The following is a 20,543-nucleotide window of genomic DNA, read 5'->3' as shown; positions in this document are numbered from 1 at the left end:
ATGCATAAATTAAAGTCCGATTCGGACCTATAGGCTTATAAACCCGCATAGAGCGCAACAATAACGATCCCACCCACAAAGATTCGCCACCAACCGAACAGCGCGTAGCCATAGCGGCTCACGTAGTCGAGCACCCAACGCACCACGATCACGGCAGAGATGAAGGCCATCGTAAAACCAACCGCGATCTCTCCCATGGCCGAGGCATCCAGCACATCGCGGTTCTTATAGATGTCATAGGCAAAGGCACCCGCCATGGTCGGCATCGACAAGAAGAACGAAAATTCCGCCGCCGCGCGCTTGCTCGACCCTAACAACAACGCCCCGACGATCGTCGCGCCCGAGCGTGAGGTGCCGGGGATCATAGCGAGGCATTGGATCACCCCAATTTTAAAGGCCATCGAAAGCGGAAATTTAGTTGCGTCAGAATAGGTGGGCGCGGGCGCAATACGGTCAACAACTAAAAGGACCACCCCGCCCAGCACCAGCATGATGGCAATGAGCAGCGGCGTTTCAAAAAGGACCGTTTTGATAAACTCATGCGCCATGACGCCAATCACGACCGCAGGCAGAAAGGCCAAAAGCACCGACCAAACAAAACGTCGCGCTTGGGGATCATGTGGTGTCGCCGAAAACACGGCCCAAAGCCGTGCTGAGTAAACCGTTAGGATTGCCAGAACCGCGCCCAATTGAATGACAACCTCAAAGGACCGCCCGGCACTGTGGAAACCCAAGAAATGCCCGGCCAACAAAAGATGCCCAGTCGACGATACGGGGATGAACTCTGTCAGCCCCTCTAGCAAACCCAGAAAGGCGGCGATCAGAGTAGTCGAGTTTTCCATTATCCCTGCCGGAGATTACGCGCCGAAGCTTTGATCGCGTCATATTGCCCGGAAGGCCGGAAGCGCCACAGATAGTCAGGCAGTACCGCATCCATCGCCATTGGGGTGATGCCAAGCTCGGCAAAGCCGCGCGCATCCTCGGCCACGACGTTATCATTGCGCAGGTTTTTGACCTGATCGCGGGTCAGCATCTTATTGGTAAACAGCCCAAAGGTGGCCGATTGCAGCATGTCGAAACCAAAGGCCACCATCTTGGCGACGAACCACGGCATGTTCAGCACCAAGCGTCGACGGTGAATCACTTTAAGCATCCGCTGCATCAAGCCACGGAACGTATCCACGTCCGGCCCGCCCAATTCATAGACGCCCGATGCGGCTTGCCCCTCAAGCGCCTTTTCGGCAGCCTTGGCAACATCGTCGACAAAGACAGGCTGAAAGCGGGTCGAAGCACCGGCAACAGGCAGGATTGGCCCGGTGCGGGTCATACCTGCAAAGCGGTTAAAGAACTCATCCTCCGGCCCGAACATGATTGATGGGCGCAGGATCACAGCATCGGGCATATGCTTGAGCACCGCCGCCTCGCCTTCGCCCTTTGTACGGGCGTAGTCACTGTCGACCTCCATATCCGCGCCGATGGCGGAGACTTGAACAAAGCGATCAACGCCTTCACCCGCGGCCATACGCGCGATGCGCTCTGCCCCTTCGGACTGCACGGCGTCAAAACCGTTTTTGCCGGTCTCAACCAGAATACCCACGCAGTTCACTACCGCATCGGCCCCGCGCAGCGCATCGCGCACAGAGCCATCGTCGCGAACGTTGCACAGAATCGGCTCGACTTGGCCGACCACACCATAGGTGCGCACAAAGAGCGCCTCGTTGGGATGACGCACCGCCACCCGCACCCGCCAGCCAGCTCTGGCCATGCGATACGCGATATAGCGTCCGACAAACCCCGAACCGCCATAAATCGTGACCAGCTTAGACATTTTGCCGCTCCTGTAGATCAAATTCTTTCACAGGATGTACCTGCGCGCCGCCCCTGTCACAAGACCAAACCCCAATGCGCAGCAGCCATCGCGGAGGATTTTAAGGTTTTCGCCCAAATTGCGATTGACAGTCACCCAGCCGAGCCTTAGAGCACCCCACACGATACGTGCCCAGGTGGCGGAATGGTAGACGCGCTAGCTTCAGGTGCTAGTACTGGCAACGGTGTGGAGGTTCGAGTCCTCTCCTGGGCACCAATATCAACAAAAACCCCTCGAAAACTTCGGTTTTCGAGGGGTTTTTGTTTTCATATCCAACAGCTATCACACAAACTCACTCCCTATGGGGGCCGCGGTTATGATGCCCCTTTAAGGAGAATCGCATTGCTCGGACGCGTATGCATTGCCGATCAGTTCACCTGCCGTCCGAAGTCTAGAAAGGTGATTAATCACCACCGCGTCCAAGCTTTGCTCACCTGAATTCTAAATGAGGTCCACCGCATCGATAGGCTTTCCCTCCGCGATAATCGGAACCGCAATCGCCGACAGCAAAGCACCACAATCGACGGCCCGCCTTGCACATATGCGCACGACTATCGGTTCGGGCAGGCAGGAGCTTGTCGCAAGCGCGGCAAGGGAGATTTTGCCGCGACCCTAAAGGCAAAACGCTACGCAGTTCAGCTATCTCTCATACCCCGATTGCGCGTTATTGATGCGCGTGCCTCGCCTTCTGCATACATAGCTGCAACCGTGTTTCGAGTTCTTCCAAACTAAAGGGTTTTTTCAAACAGTCGCTTGCACCTGCCGCCAAGGCACGTCGCAACAGATCATCATTTTTCCGGGTAGAGATCATTACGACAGGGACCCCCTGATAGAACGACAACCTCCGAACACTGCTACAAAATTCAAGCCCGTCCATCGCCGGCATCATGAAATCAGTGGTGATGATATCCGTCGCGATGCGCTGTTTTCTCAGATCATCCAAAGCACGGGCCGGACATCCGTATTCCGCCACACATGTAAACCCAACTTCGGCGAGAGACGCCTGAATCACCTGCCGCGCTATATCAGAATCATCGACAATGATAACATTCCAGCTCATTTCACCCGCCCTCGACATTTACGACTACATCCCGAGGTACTCAGTATATGTATAAGAGCTAATTTGGAGTGAACCTTCAGATGCGTTTACCGACGAACATGGCTGACGACGCACGCACGCAAGCGATATCGCCCTTTTGCCAGACAAGCTCACCCTGAGCCGTGGCAAATTTCCCCATGCTGACACAGGCCATGATAGGCGCAATCTTTGTGGCGTTTTGAATAGCTTCGCGGGTGCTGTCGAACTGGATAGTCATGGCTTGTGCTCCTGAGTTGAATTACCTCAACCTTCACACAAGTTGCTGCCCGATGCCTGCTGGCGTTGGCATAAGAACACTACTCTTTGGTATATGAGCAGCCCCTGAAAGGACCGTGTCAGGTCAGCACCCCGCGCATTTGCGCAGAGGACTGACCGCATCAGTCAGGGACGGTTCAGCAGTTTTTCGTACTTCGACACAAAAAGATGCGCGCCTTTCATCTTTTGCGTGACCCAGTCGCCCACGGTGAATAGCATCAAAAAGCTGTTGCCGCGTTTGGGCCCCAAGGGCAGCAGGATCGGCGCTTCGGGGCCCCATGGGCGGTAGGTCTTCATTTCTACCAGCTTGCGACCCGTGATCAGCCCGGTCAGCGTCTTTTTCAACCACGGCAACTGACGGCTAACCGCAACGATGGTCATATTGTCACCGGGGTTCGCAACGTCCCCGGCGGCAAAGACATTGGGCAGCGAGGAGGGCCGCATATAGTCATCGGTTTTGATCCGCTCAGCAGCGGTCACCTCTGCGCCGGGCAGGTTTTTAAGCAGGTCAGAACAGGCCCGCGCACCAAGGACAGGAAAGATCAGGTCAAATACTCGCTGCGTCCCATCGCCGAGGGTCACACTCCCCGCATGCGGCTCTGTTTTTGATGCAAGCCCTTCGGCCTTTTCGCCAAGGATGATCTCCACACCACTGGCTTTCAATTTCTTGCTGAGCGATGTTCCAAGGCTATCGGGCTTCGCCGCAAAAAGCTTGTCGTCCATCGTGATTAGGGTGATCTTTTTGTCTGGCATTGCATAGGCAATTTCGCCTGCAAGCTCGACGCCCACAGCCCCGGCGCCGATAATGCCGATGGTCTTAGCCGACACCAGCTTTTCCCGCGCCGCTTGGTTTGCCGTGCGCATCCCCTCAATGTCAGCGCCCTTAGGCTTGAACGGAGCCGCATAATCCGAACCGGTGGCGACAACGATATAATCCGCGTCAATCCGCGCGCCATCATCTAACGTGACCCCATTCCCATCAACGCCCGTTGCCCGCGCCTCAACCACCCGGCCGCGCTTTAGCAATCGGTCATAAGGGATCAGCGCCTCTTCGACCAAACCGGGCTGAACCAAGGCACGGATCATCGCTGGCGCATGCACAAAATGGCTGCGCTGTTCGATCAGCGTGACATCGGCTATGTCATCCATCGTCTTGGCGAGCTCAGCGCCCACATATCCGCCACCTATGATTGCGATACGTTTGCCCATCGGTGCTGTCTCCTTCTGGTGATGTCAGGTTTCCGGGCCATGTACCCATGCGGTCAGCTACCTAAGATAGGCACTCTTTAAAAGATTTCCCGCTCTGCCCCCTGAAAACAGTTTCCGCTGCCACAAAAGCAGTCACATGCCCGCCAGATAAGCCCGGCAAAGGCGAGGCGATTCTCTTAAGCGATACAACATATTGTTTAGAATCATCGCACCTGATTAACTCCCCCCAGCGACAGGGAGAGCCGCGGCACAATGAAAGACACCAAAGCAGAGACTTTTCTGCGTTTTGATAACGTCAAGAAGAGCTACGATCAGGAAAACCTCGTCGTTAAAGGCTTCGACATGGATGTGCAGGAGGGAGAGTTCATCACCCTTCTTGGCCCCTCCGGGTCGGGCAAAACCACCGTTCTGATGATGCTGGCGGGGTTTGAGAGCGTCACTTCGGGCGATATCGCCATCAACGGCAAATCGATCAACAAGACCGCGCCGAACAAGCGCAATATCGGCATGGTGTTCCAGAACTACGCGCTATTCCCGCATATGACGGTGGCCGAAAACCTCGCCTATCCGCTGGCTGTGCGCAAAATGTCCAAGGCGGATATCAAAGAGCGCGTGGCGGAGTATCTGGCATTGGTCGAACTTTCGGCCTTCGGCGACCGCCGCCCCGGCCAACTGTCGGGCGGTCAGCGGCAGCGCGTGGCACTGGCCCGCGCGATGATCTTCCAGCCGACGCTGATCCTGATGGACGAACCTTTGGGTGCGCTCGACAAGAACCTGCGCGAACAGATGCAGTTCGAGATCACCCGCCTGCATAAGCAAATCGGCTTTACCGTGATCTATGTCACCCACGACCAGACCGAAGCACTCTCGATGTCCGACCGGATCGCTGTCTTCAACGACGGCGTCGTGCAGCAATGTGCGCCCCCGGCAGAACTGTATGAGCGCCCGGTCAATGCCTTCGTCGCTGAGTTCATTGGTGAGAATAACTTTGTGCAGGGCAAGGTCAGCCAAATCGAAGGCGACCTCGCCAAGGTCGAGACAGACACCGGCACCATCACCACGCAAACCTCCGAAGGGCTGACCGAGGGCGCGCAATGCCGCGTCTCCATCCGGCCCGAGAAACTGTTCATCCATCCCACGACCCATGCGCATGACAACGCGCTGACGGCGACCTTTGTCACGCGGATCTATGTGGGCGATTTCATCCGCTATTATTTCCGCCTACCCGACGGCACCGACATTATCGTCAAAGTGCTCAATGACCTGTCCGCGCCCGAGTTCGAAGACGGCGCGACGGCGCAGCTGTTGTCCCTGACGAAAGATTGCATCGCCTTTGCCAATTAAGGGCGACCGGGGGCAAACCGGGGCCCCGCAAAAGACCTGGACACAACAAGGAGAGACTTGATGAAGAAACATCTGACGTATCTGGCCACGACGGCGCTGCTTGCCAGCCCTGTTCTGGCCCAGGATCTGACAGTGACATCTTTTGGCGGCGCCTATGGCGCGGCACAGATGGAGCACATGATTGAACCCTACATGAAGGAATCCGGCACCAACGTCCTGTTCGAAGACTACGGCGGCGGCGTGGCCGAGATGAAAGCGCAGGTCGAAGCGGGCAACATCCTGTGGGATGTCGTCGACATCGAAGTGATCGACCTCGAACGCGCCTGTGCCGAGGGCTATCTGGAAGTGATCGACCAATCCGTTCTGCCCGAGGGCGACGATGGCACCGCAGCGGCGGATGACTTCATCGAAGATGCGCTGGCCAATGAATGCGGCGTCGGCAACATCGTTTGGTCCGTCGTCTTTGCGGTGAACACCGAAAACGGCGAAGGGCCCCAGACCATCGAAGACTTCTTTGACACCGAGAAGTTCCCCGGCAAACGCGGCCTGCGCAAACGGCCCCAAGTGAACATGGAATGGGCACTGCTGGCCGATGGCGTCGCCCCGGAAGAGGTCTATGAAGTGCTCGCCACCCCCGAAGGCCAAGCCCAAGCCTTTGCCAAGCTCGACACCATCAAAGACGAGATCACTTGGTACGACAGCTGGTCTCAGGCCCCCGTTCTGCTGAACGACGGCGGTGCCACCATGGTGCAATCCGCCAACGGTCGTATCTTTGCCGCGATCAAGGACGATGGCGCACCCTTCGAGATCGTCTGGGACAGCCACATCTATGACCTTGACGTTTGGGCCATCATGAAGGGCACCGAGAAGAAAGAAGAGGCGATGGAGTTCATCAAATTCGCCACCGGCACCGTGCCGCTGTCGGGCATGCAGGACGTAGCCTATGGTCCGACCCGCGCCTCTGCCCAAGCGCTGCTGCCCGAGGACGTGAAGCAAGACCTGCCCACCGCGCATCTTGACGAAGGCGTCAAAGCCGATGGCATCTTCTGGGCCGACTATGGTGAGACGTTGGGCGAGAAGTTCAACGAATGGCTGCTGCAATAAGCACCCTGCCCCGCGCCTGACCGGGCGCGGGGAACCCAATCCCTATAGAAGAGTAACCGCGTGTCCAGCCTCAGTTCCCAAGACGCCGCCAACGCCCGTCGCCAAATGCGCAGACGCCGCCTGCAGGCGTTTCTTTTCGTGGTGCCGCTGCTACTCTTCATCCTTTTCGCCTTTGTCGCGCCGATCACCACGATGCTGTTCCGCAGTGTCTATAACCCGACCGTCGCAGAACTGGTGCCTGAGACGCTGACCATGCTGGAGGACTGGGACGGTGAAACCCTGCCCGATCCGGCTGTGGTCACGCGAATGGCCATCGACATGAAGCGCATGGCGGGCAACCGCACCTCCGGCAGGTTCGCCGATGAGATCAACCGCGCCCTGCCGGGCATGTCGAGCGTGATCAAATCCACCGCCCGCGGGCTGCGCCGTGCGGATGATGCGGAGCTTGCCGCCAATGGGGCTGAGATGCTGCTGGCCGAGAATGACCGCTGGGCCAAACCCGCCACATGGCGCGCGATCCGCAGCGCCGGGCAGGTCTATACCTCAAGCTATTACCTCACCGCCGTCGATCTGGAGTATGATGCCGAGGGTGAGATCATCATGCGCGACACGCAGATCTACAAACAACTCTATACCAAGACGCTGAAGATGGCGCTGATTATCACCGGGCTGACCATGTTGCTCGGCTATCCGCTGGCCTTCTACATGTCCCAAGCCTCTCCCGCGACGGCGAACTTCCTCATGGTCTTTGTGCTGCTGCCCTTCTGGACCTCGCTTCTAGTGCGCACGACCGCTTGGATCGCGCTGCTGCAAGCGGGCGGCGTGGTGAACTCCACGCTCATCTGGGCGGGGCTAATCAATGAGCCGATCGAGCTTCTCTACAACGAGTTTTCCACCATCCTTGCCATGACCCATATCTTGCTGCCCTTCATGGTGCTGCCGCTCTATGCGGTGATGCGCGGGATCGACAGCAGCTTCATGCGGGCCGCAATTTCCATGGGCTCGAACCCCATCGGCGCGTGGTACAAAATCTACCTACCGATGAGCCTGCCGGGACTTTCCGCCGGGGCGCTGTTGGTCTTCATCATCTCGGTCGGCTATTACATCACGCCCGCGCTGGTGGGCGGCACCGACGGTCAGATGATCTCCAACATCATTGCCTTCCACATGCAGGTGTCCAACAACTGGGAACTGGCAGCGGCGCTTGGCTCGCTCTTGCTGATCCTGATCCTTGTCCTTTACTGGCTGTTCGACCGTTTCGTCGGCACCGACAACCTCAAGCTGGGATGACGCCATGAGCCCATTGCCCGACTATTACACGATCTGGCACAAGGCGGGGCACTATGGTCTGCGCATCATGGCAGCCTTGGTGCTCATCTTTCTGATGCTGCCGATCCTCGTGATCATGCCGCTATCGTTCAATGCCGAGCCGTTCTTTACCTTTACCCAAGGCATGCTGTCGCTCGACCCCGACGCCTATTCGACGCGCTGGTATCAAGAGATTGTCGACGACCAAAAATGGCGCATCGCGATCCGCAACAGCTTCCTTGTCGGCATTGCAGCCGCCAGTATCGCTACGGTTCTGGGGACACTGGCCGCCGTCGGCCTCGCCTCGCCTTGGATGCCGTTCAAACGGGTCATTACCGCGCTGTTGCTATCGCCGATGATCGTGCCACTGATCATCATCGCGGCAGGCATGTTCTTTTTCTACACGCAGTTTAATCTGGTCGGCACCTTCACCGGGTTGATCATCGCCCATGCGGCGCTTGGCGTGCCCTTTGTCATTATCACCGTCACCGCCACGCTTAGCGGTTTTGATCGCTCGCTCTTTGTCGCTGGGCTGAGCCTCGGCGCCTCTCCGATTAAGGTCTTCTGGGACGTGGTGATACCGCTCATTCGCCCCGGCGTGATCTCGGGCGGGCTTTTTGCCTTTGTCACATCCTTTGACGAGGTGGTGCTGGTGCTCTTCTTGGCAGGCCCCGAACAGCGCACGATTCCGCGGCAAATGTTCTCGGGCCTGCGCGAGCAGATCAACCCGACGATTCTGGCGGTGGCAACGCTGCTGGTGGTGCTGTCGGCGACGATGCTTTTCGTGCTGGAAGCGCTGCGCCGACGCTCGGCCCGACTGCGCGGGAAGGAATAGGCGAAACCGCCCGCGGGCGGCACCAAACACCTGATCCACAACCATATTCGGGTAGGGTGAGTGGTGAGCCGTGATGGGTTCGAACCATCGACCTACTGATTAAAAGTCAGTTGCTCTACCAACTGAGCTAACGGCCCACTAGGCGGGTAACTAGAAATTACGGGCGGCAGGGTCAAGCCCTTTATTACGAAAATAATGCGAGATGCTGGATTAGTTTTCATGCCGGGGTTATATGCCCCGAATGTACAGCGATCAGCCCCCCGGATTGCCCTTCATGAAAATGCATGGGCTAGGCAATGACTTCGTCGTGTTTGACGCACGCGCGGAGGCAATCGACGTGACCCCGGCGATGGCGCAGGCCATCGGGCACCGACAATTTGGCGTTGGATTCGATCAGCTTGCGGTGATTACGCAGGGCGCGGGCGACGCGCATCTGACGTTTTACAACAGCGACGGCTCCCTCTCCGCCGCCTGCGGCAACGCCACCCGCTGCATCGCGCGCTACCTGATGGACGAGTCTGGCCGCGATTCGCTGCATTTGACCACCGCGCGGGGCGATCTGGCGGCAAAGGACGCCGGGGGCGGCCTGACCTCCGTCAACATGGGCCACCCGCAGTTGAATTGGGACGAGGTGCCACTGGCGCGCGAAGTAGACACTCTGCACCTGCCGATTGACGGCGACCCCGTCGCCACCGGCATGGGCAACCCGCATTGCACCTTTTTCGTCGATGATGCCGAGGCGGTGGACCTCTCCGATCTCGGCCCCCGCGCCGAGCATGACCCGCTTTACCCTGAACGCACCAACGTGCAGGTCGCGCAAATCGTCGGGCCGGACCATATCCGCATGCGCGTTTGGGAGCGAGGCGTGGGGGTGACGCTGGCCTCGGGCTCGTCCTCCTGCGCCACCGCCGTGGCCGCCGCGCGCCGGGGCCTGACGGGCCGCGCCGTGCGTATCGACCTCGACGGCGGCACGCTGCACATCGATTGGCGCGAGGATGGCGTCTGGATGACGGGGCCGACCACCCATGTCTTTTCCGGCACCTTCACCCCCGAGTTTTTGGAGAGCCTGACATGAGCGCCCCGATCTTCAGCACCATGGGCTGTCGTCTCAACGCCTATGAGACCGAGGCAATGAAGGAACTGGCCGAACAGGCCGGGCTTCAGAACGCCGTGGTGGTCAACACCTGCGCCGTCACCGCCGAGGCTGTGCGCAAAGCCCGCCAAGACATCCGCAAGCTGCGCAAGGCGCACCCCGATGCGCGGCTGATCGTCACCGGCTGCGCCGCCCAGACCGAGCCCGAGACCTTTAACACCATGCCCGAGGTCGACGTCGTGATCGGCAACACCGAAAAAATGCAGGGCGCGACATGGCAGGGTATGGCCGCCGATTTCATCGGCGAGACCGAGGCCGTGCAGGTCGACGACATCATGTCTGTCACTGAAACAGCAGGCCATCTGATCGACGGGTTCGGCACCCGGAGCCGCGCCTATGTGCAGGTGCAAAACGGCTGCGACCACCGCTGCACCTTTTGCATCATTCCTTACGGTCGCGGCAATTCGCGCTCGGTCCCCGCAGGGGTCGTGGTGGATCAGATCAAGCGGCTGGTCGACAAGGGCTTTAACGAAGTGGTGCTGACCGGGGTCGACCTGACCTCTTGGGGCGCTGACCTACCCGCCACGCCAAAGCTTGGCGATCTGGTGATGCGAATCTTGCGTCTGGTGCCCGATCTGCCGCGGCTGCGGATTTCCTCCATCGATTCAATTGAGGTGGATGAAAACCTGATGCAGGCCATCGCCACCGAGCCGCGCCTGATGCCGCATCTGCACCTGTCGTTGCAGCACGGCGACGACATGATCCTCAAGCGCATGAAGCGCCGACACCTGCGTGACGATGCGATCCGTTTTGCTCAAGAGGCACGGGCGTTGCGGCCTGACATGACCTTTGGTGCCGATATCATCGCCGGATTCCCGACCGAGACCGAAGCGATGTTCGAAAACTCGATGAAACTGGTCGAGGAATGTGACCTGACATGGCTGCATGTCTTCCCCTACTCTGCCCGCCCCGGCACCCCCGCGGCGCGGATGCCCGCGGTGAATGGTGCTGCGATCAAAACCCGCGCGGCACGGCTGCGCGCGGCGGGAGAGCGGCAAGTGCAGCGGCATCTGGACGCGCAGGTGGGGCAAACGCATGATGTGCTGATGGAGAACCCTCACATGGGGCGCACGGCGCAGTTCACCGAGGTGAGTTTTGCCGCGCCACAGGTCGAGGGCGAGGTCGTGCGGGCCGAGATCACCGGAATTTCAGGCACGCAGCTGACCGCCTAGCGCGAAGGGCATCGCTCTCCCTGGGGGGCGATGGAACGAGGCTGTCGTCGGAACGGCTGCCGTACTCGAAACGACTCCGCATCATGAAACCTCGCCAAATCGCCCTCCGGGGGGAGGGAGGGCGATGCCCGGTGTGCCACCGGGCGAAACCTGTCGAGAGGTTTTAGGCCAAATGGCCGCCGTCATTACGCATGGCCAAAAAAAGGGCGCCGGTTTCCCGACGCCCTTCTCATTTCCAAAAGCCGTGGCCCGATCAGTCGTCCTTGCGGCGGTTCTTGACCGGCGCCCAGAGCTTTTTGTTGGTCAGGTACAGCAGCACCGACAACAGCCCCAACAGCACGACCCCGGCAAAGCCAGCCTGCTTGCGTGCGCCCAGCTTGGGTTCGGCGGTCCACATCAGGAAGGCAGAGACATCCTCGGCCATGTGCTGAACGTCATTGGCATGCTCATCCGCAAACTCGACCAGCTCATCAGACAGCGGGGGCGCCATGGCGATCCAGCCGCCGGGGAAGACAGTGTTCTCATAAAGAACGGTGCCTGCCTGCTCTTTCTCTTCGCCAGTATAACCGGTCAGCAGCGCGGTGATATACTCCGGCCCGCCGATCCCTTTCAGGAACTGGTTGATGCCCAGACCGTAAGGACCGTGGAACGCGGCGCGTTTCTTGGCCATCAGCGAAAGGTCAGGTGCGTTGGGCAGGTTGGAGCCGGGGAAGTGATCAACCGGGGTGCCGGGGCGGGTGTCGTCCAGCTCGGCGTCATAGACGTCATAGCCTTTGGCGTATTCGATCACCTGATCTTCGGGCATGTTCGGACCGCTTTCGTCCGCCAATGTCCGCATCGCGACATATTCCAGACCATGGCAGGCCGCGCAAACCTCGGTGTAGATCTGCAGACCGCGCTGAAGCTGGTTTACGTCATAGCCACCGAAAGGCCCATCGAAAGAGAAGTCGATGTTGTCGATATGCGGTGTGGCGTGCGAATCATGCGCGTCGTCACCGTGTTCGCCTTCTTCGGCGTGATCGTCGGCAGCGTGTTCTTCGCCGTGATCATCAGTTTCCATGACACCCACGTTGGGGTCATCGCTATGCGCTTGGCCGTCAACATCATCTTCGGCGATTACGTCGTTCTCGGCGTTTTCCTCAGCAGTCGATTGCACTTCGTCGGTGGCTTCGACCTCTTCGGCGGGCGCTTCTGCCGCATCTTCTTCGGAAACTTCCTCTGTCGCGTCCTCAGCGGGTGCTTCTTCAGTTGTTTCTTCTTCAGCAGCTTCTTCTGCAGGTGCCTCTTCGGTCACAGCTTCGTCAGCTGCAGGGGCTTCTTCAGTCGCCACGGTCTCGGCAGGAGCTTCTTCGCTCGCAGCCTCTTCCGCTGGCGCCTCTTCAGGTGTCACTTCCTCGTCAGGCGCTTCCTCGGCGGGGGCCTCTGCGGTGGTGGGTTCCTCAGCAGGCGCTTCCTCGGCTGCGGGTTCGTCTGCCGGGGCCGCTTCGACTTCTGGTTCAGCCTCAGTCGCCTTGGCTTCCGCCGGTGCTTCTTCGGCAGCTGGTGCCTCAGCCGGTGCAGTCTCAGCCTCGGCCTCCGGCGTTTCCGCCGGAGTTGTTAGCTGTTCTTCTTCTGTCGCTGTGTCCTGCGCCAGCACTGCCGTTCCCGGCAGGGCGAGGCCCAACGTTACCACGGCAGAAAGGAGGTTGGTCTTCATCATGGTCATGATCCTTATTCCGCCGGGTTCACAAGCGTCTTGGTGCCGCCTGCCTTGGGCGCATAATGCGCGTCAAAGTCGGCTTCGATGGTTTCAGGCTGCGCCAGCGGCTTCTCGATCACGCCCAAGAGGGGCAGGATCACGAGGAAGTAGGCGAACCAATAGGCCGACGCGATTAGTGAGAAGCTCGCATAGGGCTCTTCTGCGGGCATCGCGCCGAGCCACATCAGGGCGAAGAAGTCGATCACCAGGAGGGCGAACCACCATTTGAACATCGGACGGTAACGGCCCGAACGCACGGAGGAGGTGTCGAGCCATGGCACCAGCGCCATGACCGCGATCGCCCCGAACATCGCCAGCACGCCGAAGAACTTGGCGTCGATGATGCCACCGGTCACGAAGGACGCGATTTGGACAACCCAAACCTCGGAGGTGAAGGCCCGCAGGATCGCGTAGAAGGGCAGGAAGTACCATTCCGGCACGATGTGTGCAGGCGTCGCCAGAGCGTTGGCTTCGATATAGTTGTCCGGGTGGCCCAGATAGTTCGGCATAAAGCCAACAACCGCGAAGAACACTGTCAAGATAACGGCCAGCGCGAACAAGTCCTTGATCACGAAGTAGGGCCAGAACGGCAGCGTATCTTTCTTGGCGTCTTCTTTCGAGGTGCGGCGCACTTCGACCCCGGTGGGGTTGTTGTTGCCGGTCGTGTGGAAAGCCCAGATGTGGAGAACCACAAGACCCGCAATCACGAAGGGCAGCAGATAGTGCAGCGAGAAGAAGCGGTTCAGCGTCGCGTTATCAACCGCAGGTCCACCCAGTAGGAAGGTCTGAAGACCCTCACCGATGAAGGGGATCGCGCCAAACAGGCCGGTGATCACGGTCGCGCCCCAGAAGGACATCTGACCCCAAGGCAGCACGTAGCCCATGAAGCCGGTGGCCATCATCAGCAAGTAGATCAACATGCCGATGATCCATGTGATCTCACGTGGGGCTTTGTAGGAGCCGTAGTAAAGACCGCGGAAGATGTGCGCATAAACCGCGATAAAGAACAGCGACGCACCGTTCATATGCAGGTAGCGGATCATATAGCCGCCGTTCACGTCACGCATGATGTGCTCGACCGAGGCAAAGGCCAGATCGACATGCGGCGTGTAGTGCATCACCAGAACGATGCCGGTGATAATTTGCAGTGCCAGACAGAAAGTCAGCACGATGCCCCAGATCCACATCCAGTTCAGGTTCTTGGGCGTGGGGATCATCAATGTGTCGTACAACAGGCCAACGATGGGAAGGCGGCGGTGCAGCCACTTTTCGCCGTTCGAATTCGGCTCGTAATGGTCGTGAGGAATTCCAGACATCTCTCTTCCGCTCCCTTAACCCAGTTTGATCGTGGACTCGTCCACGAATTCGGCGACAGGCACCGGCAAGTTGCGTGGCGCCGGCCCTTTACGGATGCGGCCCGCGGTATCGTAATGCGACCCGTGGCAGGGGCAGAACCAGCCGCCAAAGTCGCCAGCATCACCCAAAGGCACGCAGCCAAGGTGCGTGCAGACGCCCATTTGAACCAGCCACTCCCCGTTTTCATCCAAAGCGCGGTTGGCGTCCGTGGCAGGCACGTCGCCGCCAAGGTTCGCGTTCTGCGCGATAGGGTCCGGCAGGCTGGACACGTCTACAGAGTTTGCTTCTTCAATCTCGGCCTCTGTGCGGCGGCGAATGAACACCGGCTTGCCCAGCCATTTCACGGTCAGCTGCGTCCCGACTTCAACGCCGGACACATCCACACGAATGGACGACAGCGCCTTTACATCGGCAGAGGGGTTCATCTGGTTGACCAGCGGCCAGACGGCGGCACCAACGGCGACGGCACCTGTACCGGCTGTCGCGTAATACAGGAAATCCCTCCGGGTGCCTGCGTGTTCTTCTGCTTGGGACACGGGTTTACTCCAATTCTTGGCCAAATCTGGCCGTCAGACATAGGGGTGGCGTCACCTTGCCACCTGACTTCTCGCCGCTATCTACCGGGATGGACCGCGCCCGTCCAGATGTCAAAGCCGCGCATCTGGGATCAACCGCGCCACAACGCGGCAAAAATACCGCGATTGTGGCAATATCATTACGGCCCGATTACTGCGGCGGCACTGTATGGGTCATTGCAGGGCGCGAATCAAAGGCATCGAACCAAGCTGCCAGATCGGGGTTTCCGGCCCGCCAATCCCGCGCGCCATGGCGGAAATCGATATAACCCAAGGCGCAGCCAACCGCGATCTGCCCCATGTCCAAAGGCCCCGCGAGATGCGGAGCCCATTGGTTGTTCAGCGTTTTACAGGCCCGCTCAACCTTGCCCCACTGGCCCTCGACCCATTCCGACATGCGCTTGTCTTCGGGGCGCAGCTTGCCTTCGTAGACCATGGCGAGCGCTGCATCGAGCATGCCGTCCGCCGTGGCCTCCAGCGTCAAAGTGTCCCACCTGCTTGCACCTTGGGGGTAAAGCCCCGCCCCCGCGCGGTCATCCAGATAGGCGCAGATCACCCGGCTGTCATAAAGCGTGCAGCCGTCTGGCCGCTCCAGCGCGGGTACTTTGGTCAGCGGATTGCGCGCGGCAAGGCCCTCGGCCGGGGCCAATGGTGTGCCCGATGTCGGCTCCAGCGCGACATCATCAAGCTGGCCGGTCTCATGCAGCAGCACCATGACCTTGCGGACATAGGGCGAGGTTGGAGAATAGAATAGTTTCACGTGAAGTCCCCCCTTGGTTGACCGTACTATTCAACGGGGCAGAGCCAGACGCAACGGCGATCACACCCCGCGCATCAGGGCCGCCATCACCGCCGGATCCGTGCCGAATCCATGTGCCGCCATCTGATCCGCCGCGGCCAAACGCACGGCCTCATCCTTGTTCTGGCCCAGCTTCCACGTGCCGTCGATCCCGGTGACGCGGATCTGGCAGGGCACGATCATCCGCAGCATCTTGTCCCGCGCCTCGGAGGTCATCTTGTCTATCTTCCACGGGGTCTTGGGCGCCAGCCGTGCCTCATAGATCGCCGATTGCCGCGCCAGCAGATCGGGCAGTTCCTCTGCCGGGCGCATCTCAAGCATCCCGGTCAGATGCACGGCCACATAGTTCCATGTCGGCACCTGATCCTTGATCCCGTACCAATCCGGCGAAACATAGCTATCGGCCCCCGTCACCGCCAAACGCACCGGCTGCGGGGTTTTCAGCGCCCGCGCGATGGGGTTCGAGCGCACCAGATGCAGCTCTGCCAAATCTCCGGCGTCGTTCAGAATGAAGGGCACATGCGCCATCAGCGGTCCCTCTGCCCCGTTGATCGCCAGCACGCCAAAGCCGGTGTCACGGGCAAAGGCAAGGTTCCTGTCTCGGCCCTCTTTGCGGTAGATCAGGTTGGGGTGCATGCTGCCTCCTATGCGTTTCTTTTGGTATTGCAGAGCCTTTCCCAACTTGGCAACCTAGCATCATTCTCAGGGCGGGGCGAAATTCCCCACCGGCGGTAAGCGGTCCCCGCAAGCCCGCGAGCGGCCTTTTCGAAGGTGTCAGCAGATCTGGTGCGACTCCAGAGCCGACGGTCACAGTCCGGATGAAAGAGAATGCGAACAAAGACGGGGGCCAAGCCTCGGTCTTTGCGCGTGATCGCCTTGGGTGGACGTGTCTGAACCTAAAGGAGATCACCATGACACAAGAACGTTCCGCCCGTTTCGCCTTTGTGCGTGCAAGCTGGCATGCGGATATTGTCGACCGCGCCTATGACGGGTTTACCGAAGTTATCGACGCCGCGCAGGTGGACAGTTTCGCCGTTCCCGGTGCCTTTGAACTGCCGCTCATGGCGCAGCGTCTGGCCAAGACGGGCCGCTACGACGCAGTGATCTGCGCGGCCTTTGTTGTGGATGGTGGCATCTACCGCCATGACTTCGTGGCGCAGACCGTGGTCGATGGGCTGATGCGCGTGGGGCTGGACTGCGACCTGCCAGTGCTGTCAGTCTCGCTCACCCCGCACCACTATCAGGAAACGGATCATCACAACGCGATCTACCGCGACCACTTCGTCACCAAGGGCCGCGAGGCCGCGCAGGCCGCCCTTGGCATGACCCAAGCGCTTGAGACGTTTTCTTCAAAAGAAAACGCCCCGGAAATTTCAAAAATTTCCGCCGCCTAGCCGAGATAGGCTCTCAGGGCCGGGGGCGGGTTATCCAGCAATTCCGTAGCCGGCCCCGGCGCATGGACGCGCCCGCCTTCGACAAAGATCACCTCATCCGCAATGCGGCGCACGTCATCGGGCGCATGGGTCACCATGATCAATCCCGCCCCCGCCTCGCGGGCGAGGTCTTGGACAAGGTCCAGCATCTCCACCCGCAGCGCGGGGCCAAGCGCGGCAAAGGGTTCATCCAGCAGCACCCAAGGCCGCGCCTGCACCAGCACCCGCGCCAGCGCCACGCGGCTTTGCTGCCCACCCGACAGCGCGCCGGGGCGTTTGGCGGCGTGATCGCTCAGCCCCACCCGCGCGAGGGCGGCATCGATCCGCGCTTGATCCGCCGCTTTCAGCCGCAAGTCAGGGCGCAGCCCAAGGCCGACGTTCTGACGCACAGTAAGATGTGGGAACAGGTTATTATCCTGAAACAGCATCGTCATGCCGCGCTGGCCGGGATGCTGATCCGTGACCTCCTCCCCCTCCCGCGACAACCGCCCCGCCGCCACCGGCACAAACCCACAGATCGCCGCCAGCAACGTCGACTTTCCCGACCCAGAGGGACCGATCACCGCATAGCTGCGCCCCGGTGCGAGGGTCATGTCGGCCGTGAGGCTGAAATCGCCCCGCTCAATGCGCATTCCTTCAAGCGTCAGCATGCCAGCGCCCCCATTTGTCGCAGATGAAAAACACCGCCAGCGCCAAGACCAGCAGCAACAGCGCCGCGCCTGCTGCGGCCTCCATCCGGTAGGCGCCCATCAGACGGTACATCTGCAACGGCAGTGTCGCACGTTCCTGATCGGCGAAAAGCGCGATCACGCCGAGATCCCCCACCGAGAGCGCCCCCGTGAGCCCGGCAGCAAAGCCCAGTTGCGGACGTAAGCGCGGCAAGACCAACAGACGCCAAAGCGCCCAACCATTCATGCCGAGGGTCTGCGTCAGCGGGCCATAATCCTGCAACGTCTCACGCAGCCGCGGCACCAGAATGCGCAGCACGAAGGGCAGCGCCATCAGCGCGTTCACGAGGGCCGTAACGGGAAGGCTCAGCCGCGCCGGATCCAGCACCGGGTTAATCAGAATGAACCAGCCCGTGCCGATCATCAGCGGAGAGGCCGCAAGCCCCATCAGGCCAATCGCCTCCACCCCACCGCGCCGCCGGGTGGCGATCCAACCCGCCATCGGCAAGGCCGGTGCGGCAAGTACCATCACGCTGAGGCCCGCCACCAGAATGCTGTTCAATGCAGCTTGCCACACCGAAGGCGGCAGTTGCCCCAATCCTACCAATCCGCGCAACGCTACAGCCCCCAGCGGCAGCAGCAAGAACAGTGCGGCAACCGTAATCACGCCCCCGTCCAACACCCGTTGCCCCCCGCCCCGCGCATCCCAGCGGCGCAGGGGCCGGTCCAACCCGCCGCCCAGGCTGATCGGCGGGATCAGCCAGAGTGCCACAACCGCTGCAGCGCCAGCCAGAACAAGCTGTACCACCGACAGAAGCGCGGCGCGGCCCAGATCGAAGTCAAACCGAAATGCCTGATAGATCGCCAATTCAATCGTCGTCGCGCGTGGCCCGCCGCCCAGCGTCAGCGCTACGGCGAAACTGGTCAGGCAAATCACGAAGATCAACGCCGCCACGCCGGGCAGCACCTGCCGCAGCATGGGCCATTCCAGCGCCAGAAACAGCGCCCGCGGCGTCATCTGCAGCTGACCGGCCAGTCGAAACCGCTCAGAAGGGATGCTCTGCCAGCCTTGCAACAAAAGCCGTGTTGCCAGCGGAAGATTAAAGAAAATATGGGCCAGAACGACGCCATGCAACCCATAGATCGACACCGGCGGCAGGCCCAGAGCCGCACCAAATTGGTTCAGCACGCCCGAGCGGCCAAAGACCGTCAGCAGCCCCAGCACCGCCACGATCACCGGCAGAATAAACGGCGCGCCGAGTAGCGTAATCAGCGCCCCGCGCCCCCAGAACCGCCGCCGCGCCAAGGCCCGCGCCACCGGCACGGCCAGCAGCACCGAGAGCACTGCCGACAAGACCGCCTGCATCGCGGTAAACCGCACCGCCGCCCAATCCGCCGGACCGAGCCCTGCGCCCAGATCGGCTGCCGTGAAGACAGCGACCAAGGCGGCAAGGATCAGCCCCGCGACCAGTGCGGCGGCGAAAAGCCCCGTCTTGCCGCTTAACGCGACAGCGCGGTCAGCCATTCGTCCAAAGCCTCCTCACGGAGCGCAGGGACCTCACCGTTCGGCACCAACAGCGCCTTGCCGGGCTGGATCATGCCCTCGAACCCTTCGGGCAGACCGCCTTCGGGTGTCACGGCGGGATACATCCAGTTGGTCGTCGGCAGCACCGATTGCGCGACATCAGAGACGAGGTATTGCAAGAACTGATCCGCCAGTTCCGGCTGATCCGACCCTGCGAGCTTTCCCGCCACTTCGATCTGCATGTAGTGGCCTTCGTCAAAGAGCGCGGCAGTCTTGCTGTCATCCTCTTCCGCGATCAGGTGGTAGGCGGGGGAAGTCGTGTAGCTCAGCACCATATCGGCCTCGCCTTCGAGGAACAGACCATAGGCTTCCGACCAACCCTTTGTCACGGTCACGACATTGTCGGCCAGCCCCGCCCAAACCTCGGGCGCCTCATCGCCATAAGCCGCTTTGACCCACATCAGCAGCCCCAAACCGGGCGTCGAAGAGCGCGGGTCTTGGATCACGATTTTCAGATCGCTCTCAGCCAGCGCTTTGAAATCGCCGGGCGCATCCAGATCGGTGCCGTGGACAAAGGCGAAATAGCCCCAGTCATAGGGCACGAAAACTTCGTCTTCCCAAGTGATCGGCAGATCATAGTCAGCCTGCAACCCGCTCGGCGCAAACAGATCGGTCTCTTTCGCGGCGGCGACGAGGCTGGTGTCCAGCCCCAGCACGATATCCGCGTCCGACCGCGCGCCCTCAAGTTTCAACCGCGCCAAAAGGGCCGCGCCATCGCCCATGCCGACGAATTTCAGGTCGCAACCGCATTCAGCCTCGAACCCCTCTTCGATGGCCGGGCCGGGGCCCCATTCGGTGACGAAACTGTCGTAGGTATAGACCGTCAGTTCAGGCGTTTCGGCCCATGCAGCCGATGCGCCCAAGACGCCCGCAGCAAGTGTAAGATACTTCATCGCATCCTCCTTTTGCGGCGAAAGGTAAAAGGTGGATGTCTGTCCTGACCTTCCCTCCGCCGGTGTTAACCGGTTCAGGTTCAACGGGTCCGCACATGCGTACATCTCAGCCCAAAGGCCCCCCGAGGTAGCGTCAGGGGTAGATCGGAC

Annotated in this window: 20 protein-coding genes, 2 tRNA genes and 2 riboswitches; of the genes, 8 read left to right on the top strand and 14 right to left on the bottom strand. The window is 60.3% G+C overall.

The window, feature by feature from the left end:
* Positions 1-35: 35 nt before the first annotated feature.
* Positions 36-842, bottom strand: coding sequence for an undecaprenyl-diphosphate phosphatase (locus BM229_RS11200; RefSeq protein ID WP_093927719.1), 807 nt, complete (start codon positions 840-842; stop codon positions 36-38).
* Positions 842-1,828 (bottom strand): complex I NDUFA9 subunit family protein, encoded by a 987-nt coding sequence (locus tag BM229_RS11195; RefSeq protein WP_093927718.1) that lies wholly within the window; start codon positions 1,826-1,828, stop codon positions 842-844. Before BM229_RS11195 ends, BM229_RS11200 begins: the two co-directional genes overlap by 1 nt.
* Positions 1,829-1,997: 169 nt before the next feature.
* On the opposite strand from BM229_RS11195, the gene BM229_RS11190 reads away from it, so the two are divergent.
* Positions 1,998-2,083: transfer RNA gene (locus BM229_RS11190), tRNA-Leu, on the top strand.
* A gap of 448 nt (positions 2,084-2,531) precedes the next feature.
* Here BM229_RS11190 and BM229_RS11185 read toward each other — a convergent pair.
* The 3 genes from BM229_RS11185 to BM229_RS11175 form a co-directional block, all read right to left on the bottom strand.
* The gene (locus BM229_RS11185; protein WP_167360237.1) at positions 2,532-2,927 is read right to left on the bottom strand and encodes a response regulator; all 396 of its coding nucleotides are present in this window, start codon (positions 2,925-2,927) and stop codon (positions 2,532-2,534) included.
* A gap of 76 nt (positions 2,928-3,003) precedes the next feature.
* Entirely contained in the window at positions 3,004-3,183 is a 180-nt protein-coding gene (locus tag BM229_RS11180) for a hypothetical protein (protein WP_093927716.1), read from the bottom strand.
* A 164-nt stretch (positions 3,184-3,347) separates the two neighbouring features.
* Positions 3,348-4,430: an NAD(P)/FAD-dependent oxidoreductase gene (locus BM229_RS11175; RefSeq protein WP_093927715.1), complete on the bottom strand. Its 1,083-nt coding sequence runs from the start codon at positions 4,428-4,430 to the stop codon at positions 3,348-3,350.
* Between the two features lie 252 nt (positions 4,431-4,682).
* On the opposite strand from BM229_RS11175, the gene BM229_RS11170 reads away from it, so the two are divergent.
* From BM229_RS11170 to BM229_RS11155, 4 genes are read left to right on the top strand one after another with little or no spacing between them, the layout of a single operon-like run.
* The gene (locus tag BM229_RS11170) at positions 4,683-5,774 is read left to right on the top strand and encodes an ABC transporter ATP-binding protein (protein ID WP_093927714.1); all 1,092 of its coding nucleotides are present in this window, start codon (positions 4,683-4,685) and stop codon (positions 5,772-5,774) included.
* A 60-nt stretch (positions 5,775-5,834) separates the two neighbouring features.
* Positions 5,835-6,878: an ABC transporter substrate-binding protein gene (locus tag BM229_RS11165; protein WP_093927713.1), complete on the top strand. Its 1,044-nt coding sequence runs from the start codon at positions 5,835-5,837 to the stop codon at positions 6,876-6,878.
* Positions 6,879-6,938: 60 nt separating this feature from the next.
* Positions 6,939-8,168 carry an ABC transporter permease gene (locus tag BM229_RS11160; protein WP_093927712.1) on the top strand — a complete coding sequence of 410 codons (1,230 nt, stop codon included), beginning with the start codon at positions 6,939-6,941 and terminating at the stop codon, positions 8,166-8,168.
* 4 nt (positions 8,169-8,172) lie between these two features.
* Positions 8,173-9,021, top strand: a complete 849-nt coding sequence (locus tag BM229_RS11155; RefSeq protein ID WP_093927711.1) for an ABC transporter permease — start codon at positions 8,173-8,175, stop codon at positions 9,019-9,021.
* Positions 9,022-9,082: 61 nt separating this feature from the next.
* On the opposite strand, the gene BM229_RS11150 is transcribed toward BM229_RS11155, so the two are convergent.
* A tRNA-Lys gene (locus BM229_RS11150) sits at positions 9,083-9,158 on the bottom strand.
* 104 nt (positions 9,159-9,262) lie between these two features.
* Between BM229_RS11150 and dapF the strand changes: the two genes are divergently transcribed.
* Positions 9,263-10,096, top strand: a complete 834-nt coding sequence (dapF, locus tag BM229_RS11145; RefSeq protein ID WP_093927710.1) for a diaminopimelate epimerase — start codon at positions 9,263-9,265, stop codon at positions 10,094-10,096.
* A complete protein-coding gene (gene mtaB, locus BM229_RS11140; protein WP_093927709.1) occupies positions 10,093-11,346 on the top strand; it encodes a tRNA (N(6)-L-threonylcarbamoyladenosine(37)-C(2))-methylthiotransferase MtaB in 1,254 nt (417 codons plus the stop codon). The genes dapF and mtaB overlap by 4 nt, the downstream gene beginning before the upstream one ends.
* A 253-nt stretch (positions 11,347-11,599) precedes the next feature.
* Here the strand turns inward: mtaB and BM229_RS18425 are convergent, their stop codons facing one another.
* The 5 genes from BM229_RS18425 to BM229_RS11115 form a co-directional block, all read right to left on the bottom strand.
* The gene (locus tag BM229_RS18425; RefSeq protein ID WP_276326636.1) at positions 11,600-13,045 is read right to left on the bottom strand and encodes a cytochrome c1; all 1,446 of its coding nucleotides are present in this window, start codon (positions 13,043-13,045) and stop codon (positions 11,600-11,602) included.
* Between the two features lie 11 nt (positions 13,046-13,056).
* A complete protein-coding gene (gene petB, locus BM229_RS11130) occupies positions 13,057-14,400 on the bottom strand; it encodes a cytochrome b (RefSeq protein WP_093927707.1) in 1,344 nt (447 codons plus the stop codon).
* Between the two features lie 15 nt (positions 14,401-14,415).
* Entirely contained in the window at positions 14,416-14,976 is a 561-nt protein-coding gene (petA, locus tag BM229_RS11125) for a ubiquinol-cytochrome c reductase iron-sulfur subunit (RefSeq protein ID WP_093927706.1), read from the bottom strand.
* Between the two features lie 190 nt (positions 14,977-15,166).
* Entirely contained in the window at positions 15,167-15,775 is a 609-nt protein-coding gene (locus tag BM229_RS11120; protein WP_093927705.1) for a glutathione S-transferase, read from the bottom strand.
* A gap of 60 nt (positions 15,776-15,835) precedes the next feature.
* Positions 15,836-16,450 (bottom strand): FMN-binding negative transcriptional regulator, encoded by a 615-nt coding sequence (locus tag BM229_RS11115; RefSeq protein WP_093927704.1) that lies wholly within the window; start codon positions 16,448-16,450, stop codon positions 15,836-15,838.
* Between the two features lie 58 nt (positions 16,451-16,508).
* Positions 16,509-16,648, top strand: a riboswitch (FMN riboswitch).
* Positions 16,649-16,725: 77 nt separating this feature from the next.
* On the opposite strand from BM229_RS11115, the gene BM229_RS11110 reads away from it, so the two are divergent.
* A complete protein-coding gene (locus BM229_RS11110) occupies positions 16,726-17,208 on the top strand; it encodes a 6,7-dimethyl-8-ribityllumazine synthase (protein WP_093927966.1) in 483 nt (160 codons plus the stop codon).
* Here the strand turns inward: BM229_RS11110 and BM229_RS11105 are convergent.
* From BM229_RS11105 to thiB, 3 genes are read right to left on the bottom strand one after another with little or no spacing between them, the layout of a single operon-like run.
* On the bottom strand, positions 17,205-17,897 hold the full coding sequence (locus BM229_RS11105) for a thiamine ABC transporter ATP-binding protein (RefSeq protein WP_093927967.1): 693 nt from the start codon (positions 17,895-17,897) through the stop codon (positions 17,205-17,207). The genes BM229_RS11110 and BM229_RS11105 overlap by 4 nt on opposite strands.
* A complete protein-coding gene (locus BM229_RS11100; RefSeq protein ID WP_093927703.1) occupies positions 17,884-19,440 on the bottom strand; it encodes a thiamine/thiamine pyrophosphate ABC transporter permease ThiP in 1,557 nt (518 codons plus the stop codon). Before BM229_RS11100 ends, BM229_RS11105 begins: the two co-directional genes overlap by 14 nt.
* Positions 19,416-20,393, bottom strand: coding sequence for a thiamine ABC transporter substrate binding subunit (gene thiB, locus BM229_RS11095; RefSeq protein WP_093927702.1), 978 nt, complete (start codon positions 20,391-20,393; stop codon positions 19,416-19,418). The genes BM229_RS11100 and thiB overlap by 25 nt, the downstream gene beginning before the upstream one ends.
* A 34-nt stretch (positions 20,394-20,427) precedes the next feature.
* A riboswitch (TPP riboswitch) is annotated at positions 20,428-20,528 on the bottom strand.
* Positions 20,529-20,543: the final 15 nt, after the last annotated feature.

The organism is Sulfitobacter dubius, from assembly GCF_900113435.1.
Taxonomy (GTDB): Bacteria; Pseudomonadota; Alphaproteobacteria; order Rhodobacterales; family Rhodobacteraceae; genus Sulfitobacter; species Sulfitobacter dubius.
This window is presented reverse-complemented; position numbering and strand designations above follow the sequence as displayed.

Bases quoted from the DNA above. Each gene is read 5' to 3' on its own strand.
- BM229_RS11195 (WP_093927718.1), bottom strand. From the start codon at position 1,828: ATGTCTAAGCTGGTCACGATTTATGGCGGTTCGGGGTTTGTCGGACGC.
- BM229_RS11100 (WP_093927703.1), bottom strand. From the start codon at position 19,440: ATGGCTGACCGCGCTGTCGCGTTAAGCGGCAAGACGGGGCTTTTCGCC.
- BM229_RS11185 (WP_167360237.1), bottom strand. From the start codon at position 2,927: ATGAGCTGGAATGTTATCATTGTCGATGATTCTGATATAGCGCGGCAG.
- dapF (WP_093927710.1), top strand. From the start codon at position 9,263: ATGTACAGCGATCAGCCCCCCGGATTGCCCTTCATGAAAATGCATGGG.
- BM229_RS11155 (WP_093927711.1), top strand. From the start codon at position 8,173: ATGAGCCCATTGCCCGACTATTACACGATCTGGCACAAGGCGGGGCAC.
- BM229_RS11170 (WP_093927714.1), top strand. From the start codon at position 4,683: ATGAAAGACACCAAAGCAGAGACTTTTCTGCGTTTTGATAACGTCAAG.
- BM229_RS18425 (WP_276326636.1), bottom strand. From the start codon at position 13,045: ATGATGAAGACCAACCTCCTTTCTGCCGTGGTAACGTTGGGCCTCGCC.
- BM229_RS11105 (WP_093927967.1), bottom strand. From the start codon at position 17,897: ATGCTGACGCTTGAAGGAATGCGCATTGAGCGGGGCGATTTCAGCCTC.
- BM229_RS11180 (WP_093927716.1), bottom strand. From the start codon at position 3,183: ATGACTATCCAGTTCGACAGCACCCGCGAAGCTATTCAAAACGCCACA.
- petB (WP_093927707.1), bottom strand. From the start codon at position 14,400: ATGTCTGGAATTCCTCACGACCATTACGAGCCGAATTCGAACGGCGAA.
- mtaB (WP_093927709.1), top strand. From the start codon at position 10,093: ATGAGCGCCCCGATCTTCAGCACCATGGGCTGTCGTCTCAACGCCTAT.
- BM229_RS11200 (WP_093927719.1), bottom strand. From the start codon at position 842: ATGGAAAACTCGACTACTCTGATCGCCGCCTTTCTGGGTTTGCTAGAG.
- thiB (WP_093927702.1), bottom strand. From the start codon at position 20,393: ATGAAGTATCTTACACTTGCTGCGGGCGTCTTGGGCGCATCGGCTGCA.
- BM229_RS11165 (WP_093927713.1), top strand. From the start codon at position 5,835: ATGAAGAAACATCTGACGTATCTGGCCACGACGGCGCTGCTTGCCAGC.
- BM229_RS11175 (WP_093927715.1), bottom strand. From the start codon at position 4,430: ATGGGCAAACGTATCGCAATCATAGGTGGCGGATATGTGGGCGCTGAG.
- BM229_RS11115 (WP_093927704.1), bottom strand. From the start codon at position 16,450: ATGCACCCCAACCTGATCTACCGCAAAGAGGGCCGAGACAGGAACCTT.
- BM229_RS11110 (WP_093927966.1), top strand. From the start codon at position 16,726: ATGACACAAGAACGTTCCGCCCGTTTCGCCTTTGTGCGTGCAAGCTGG.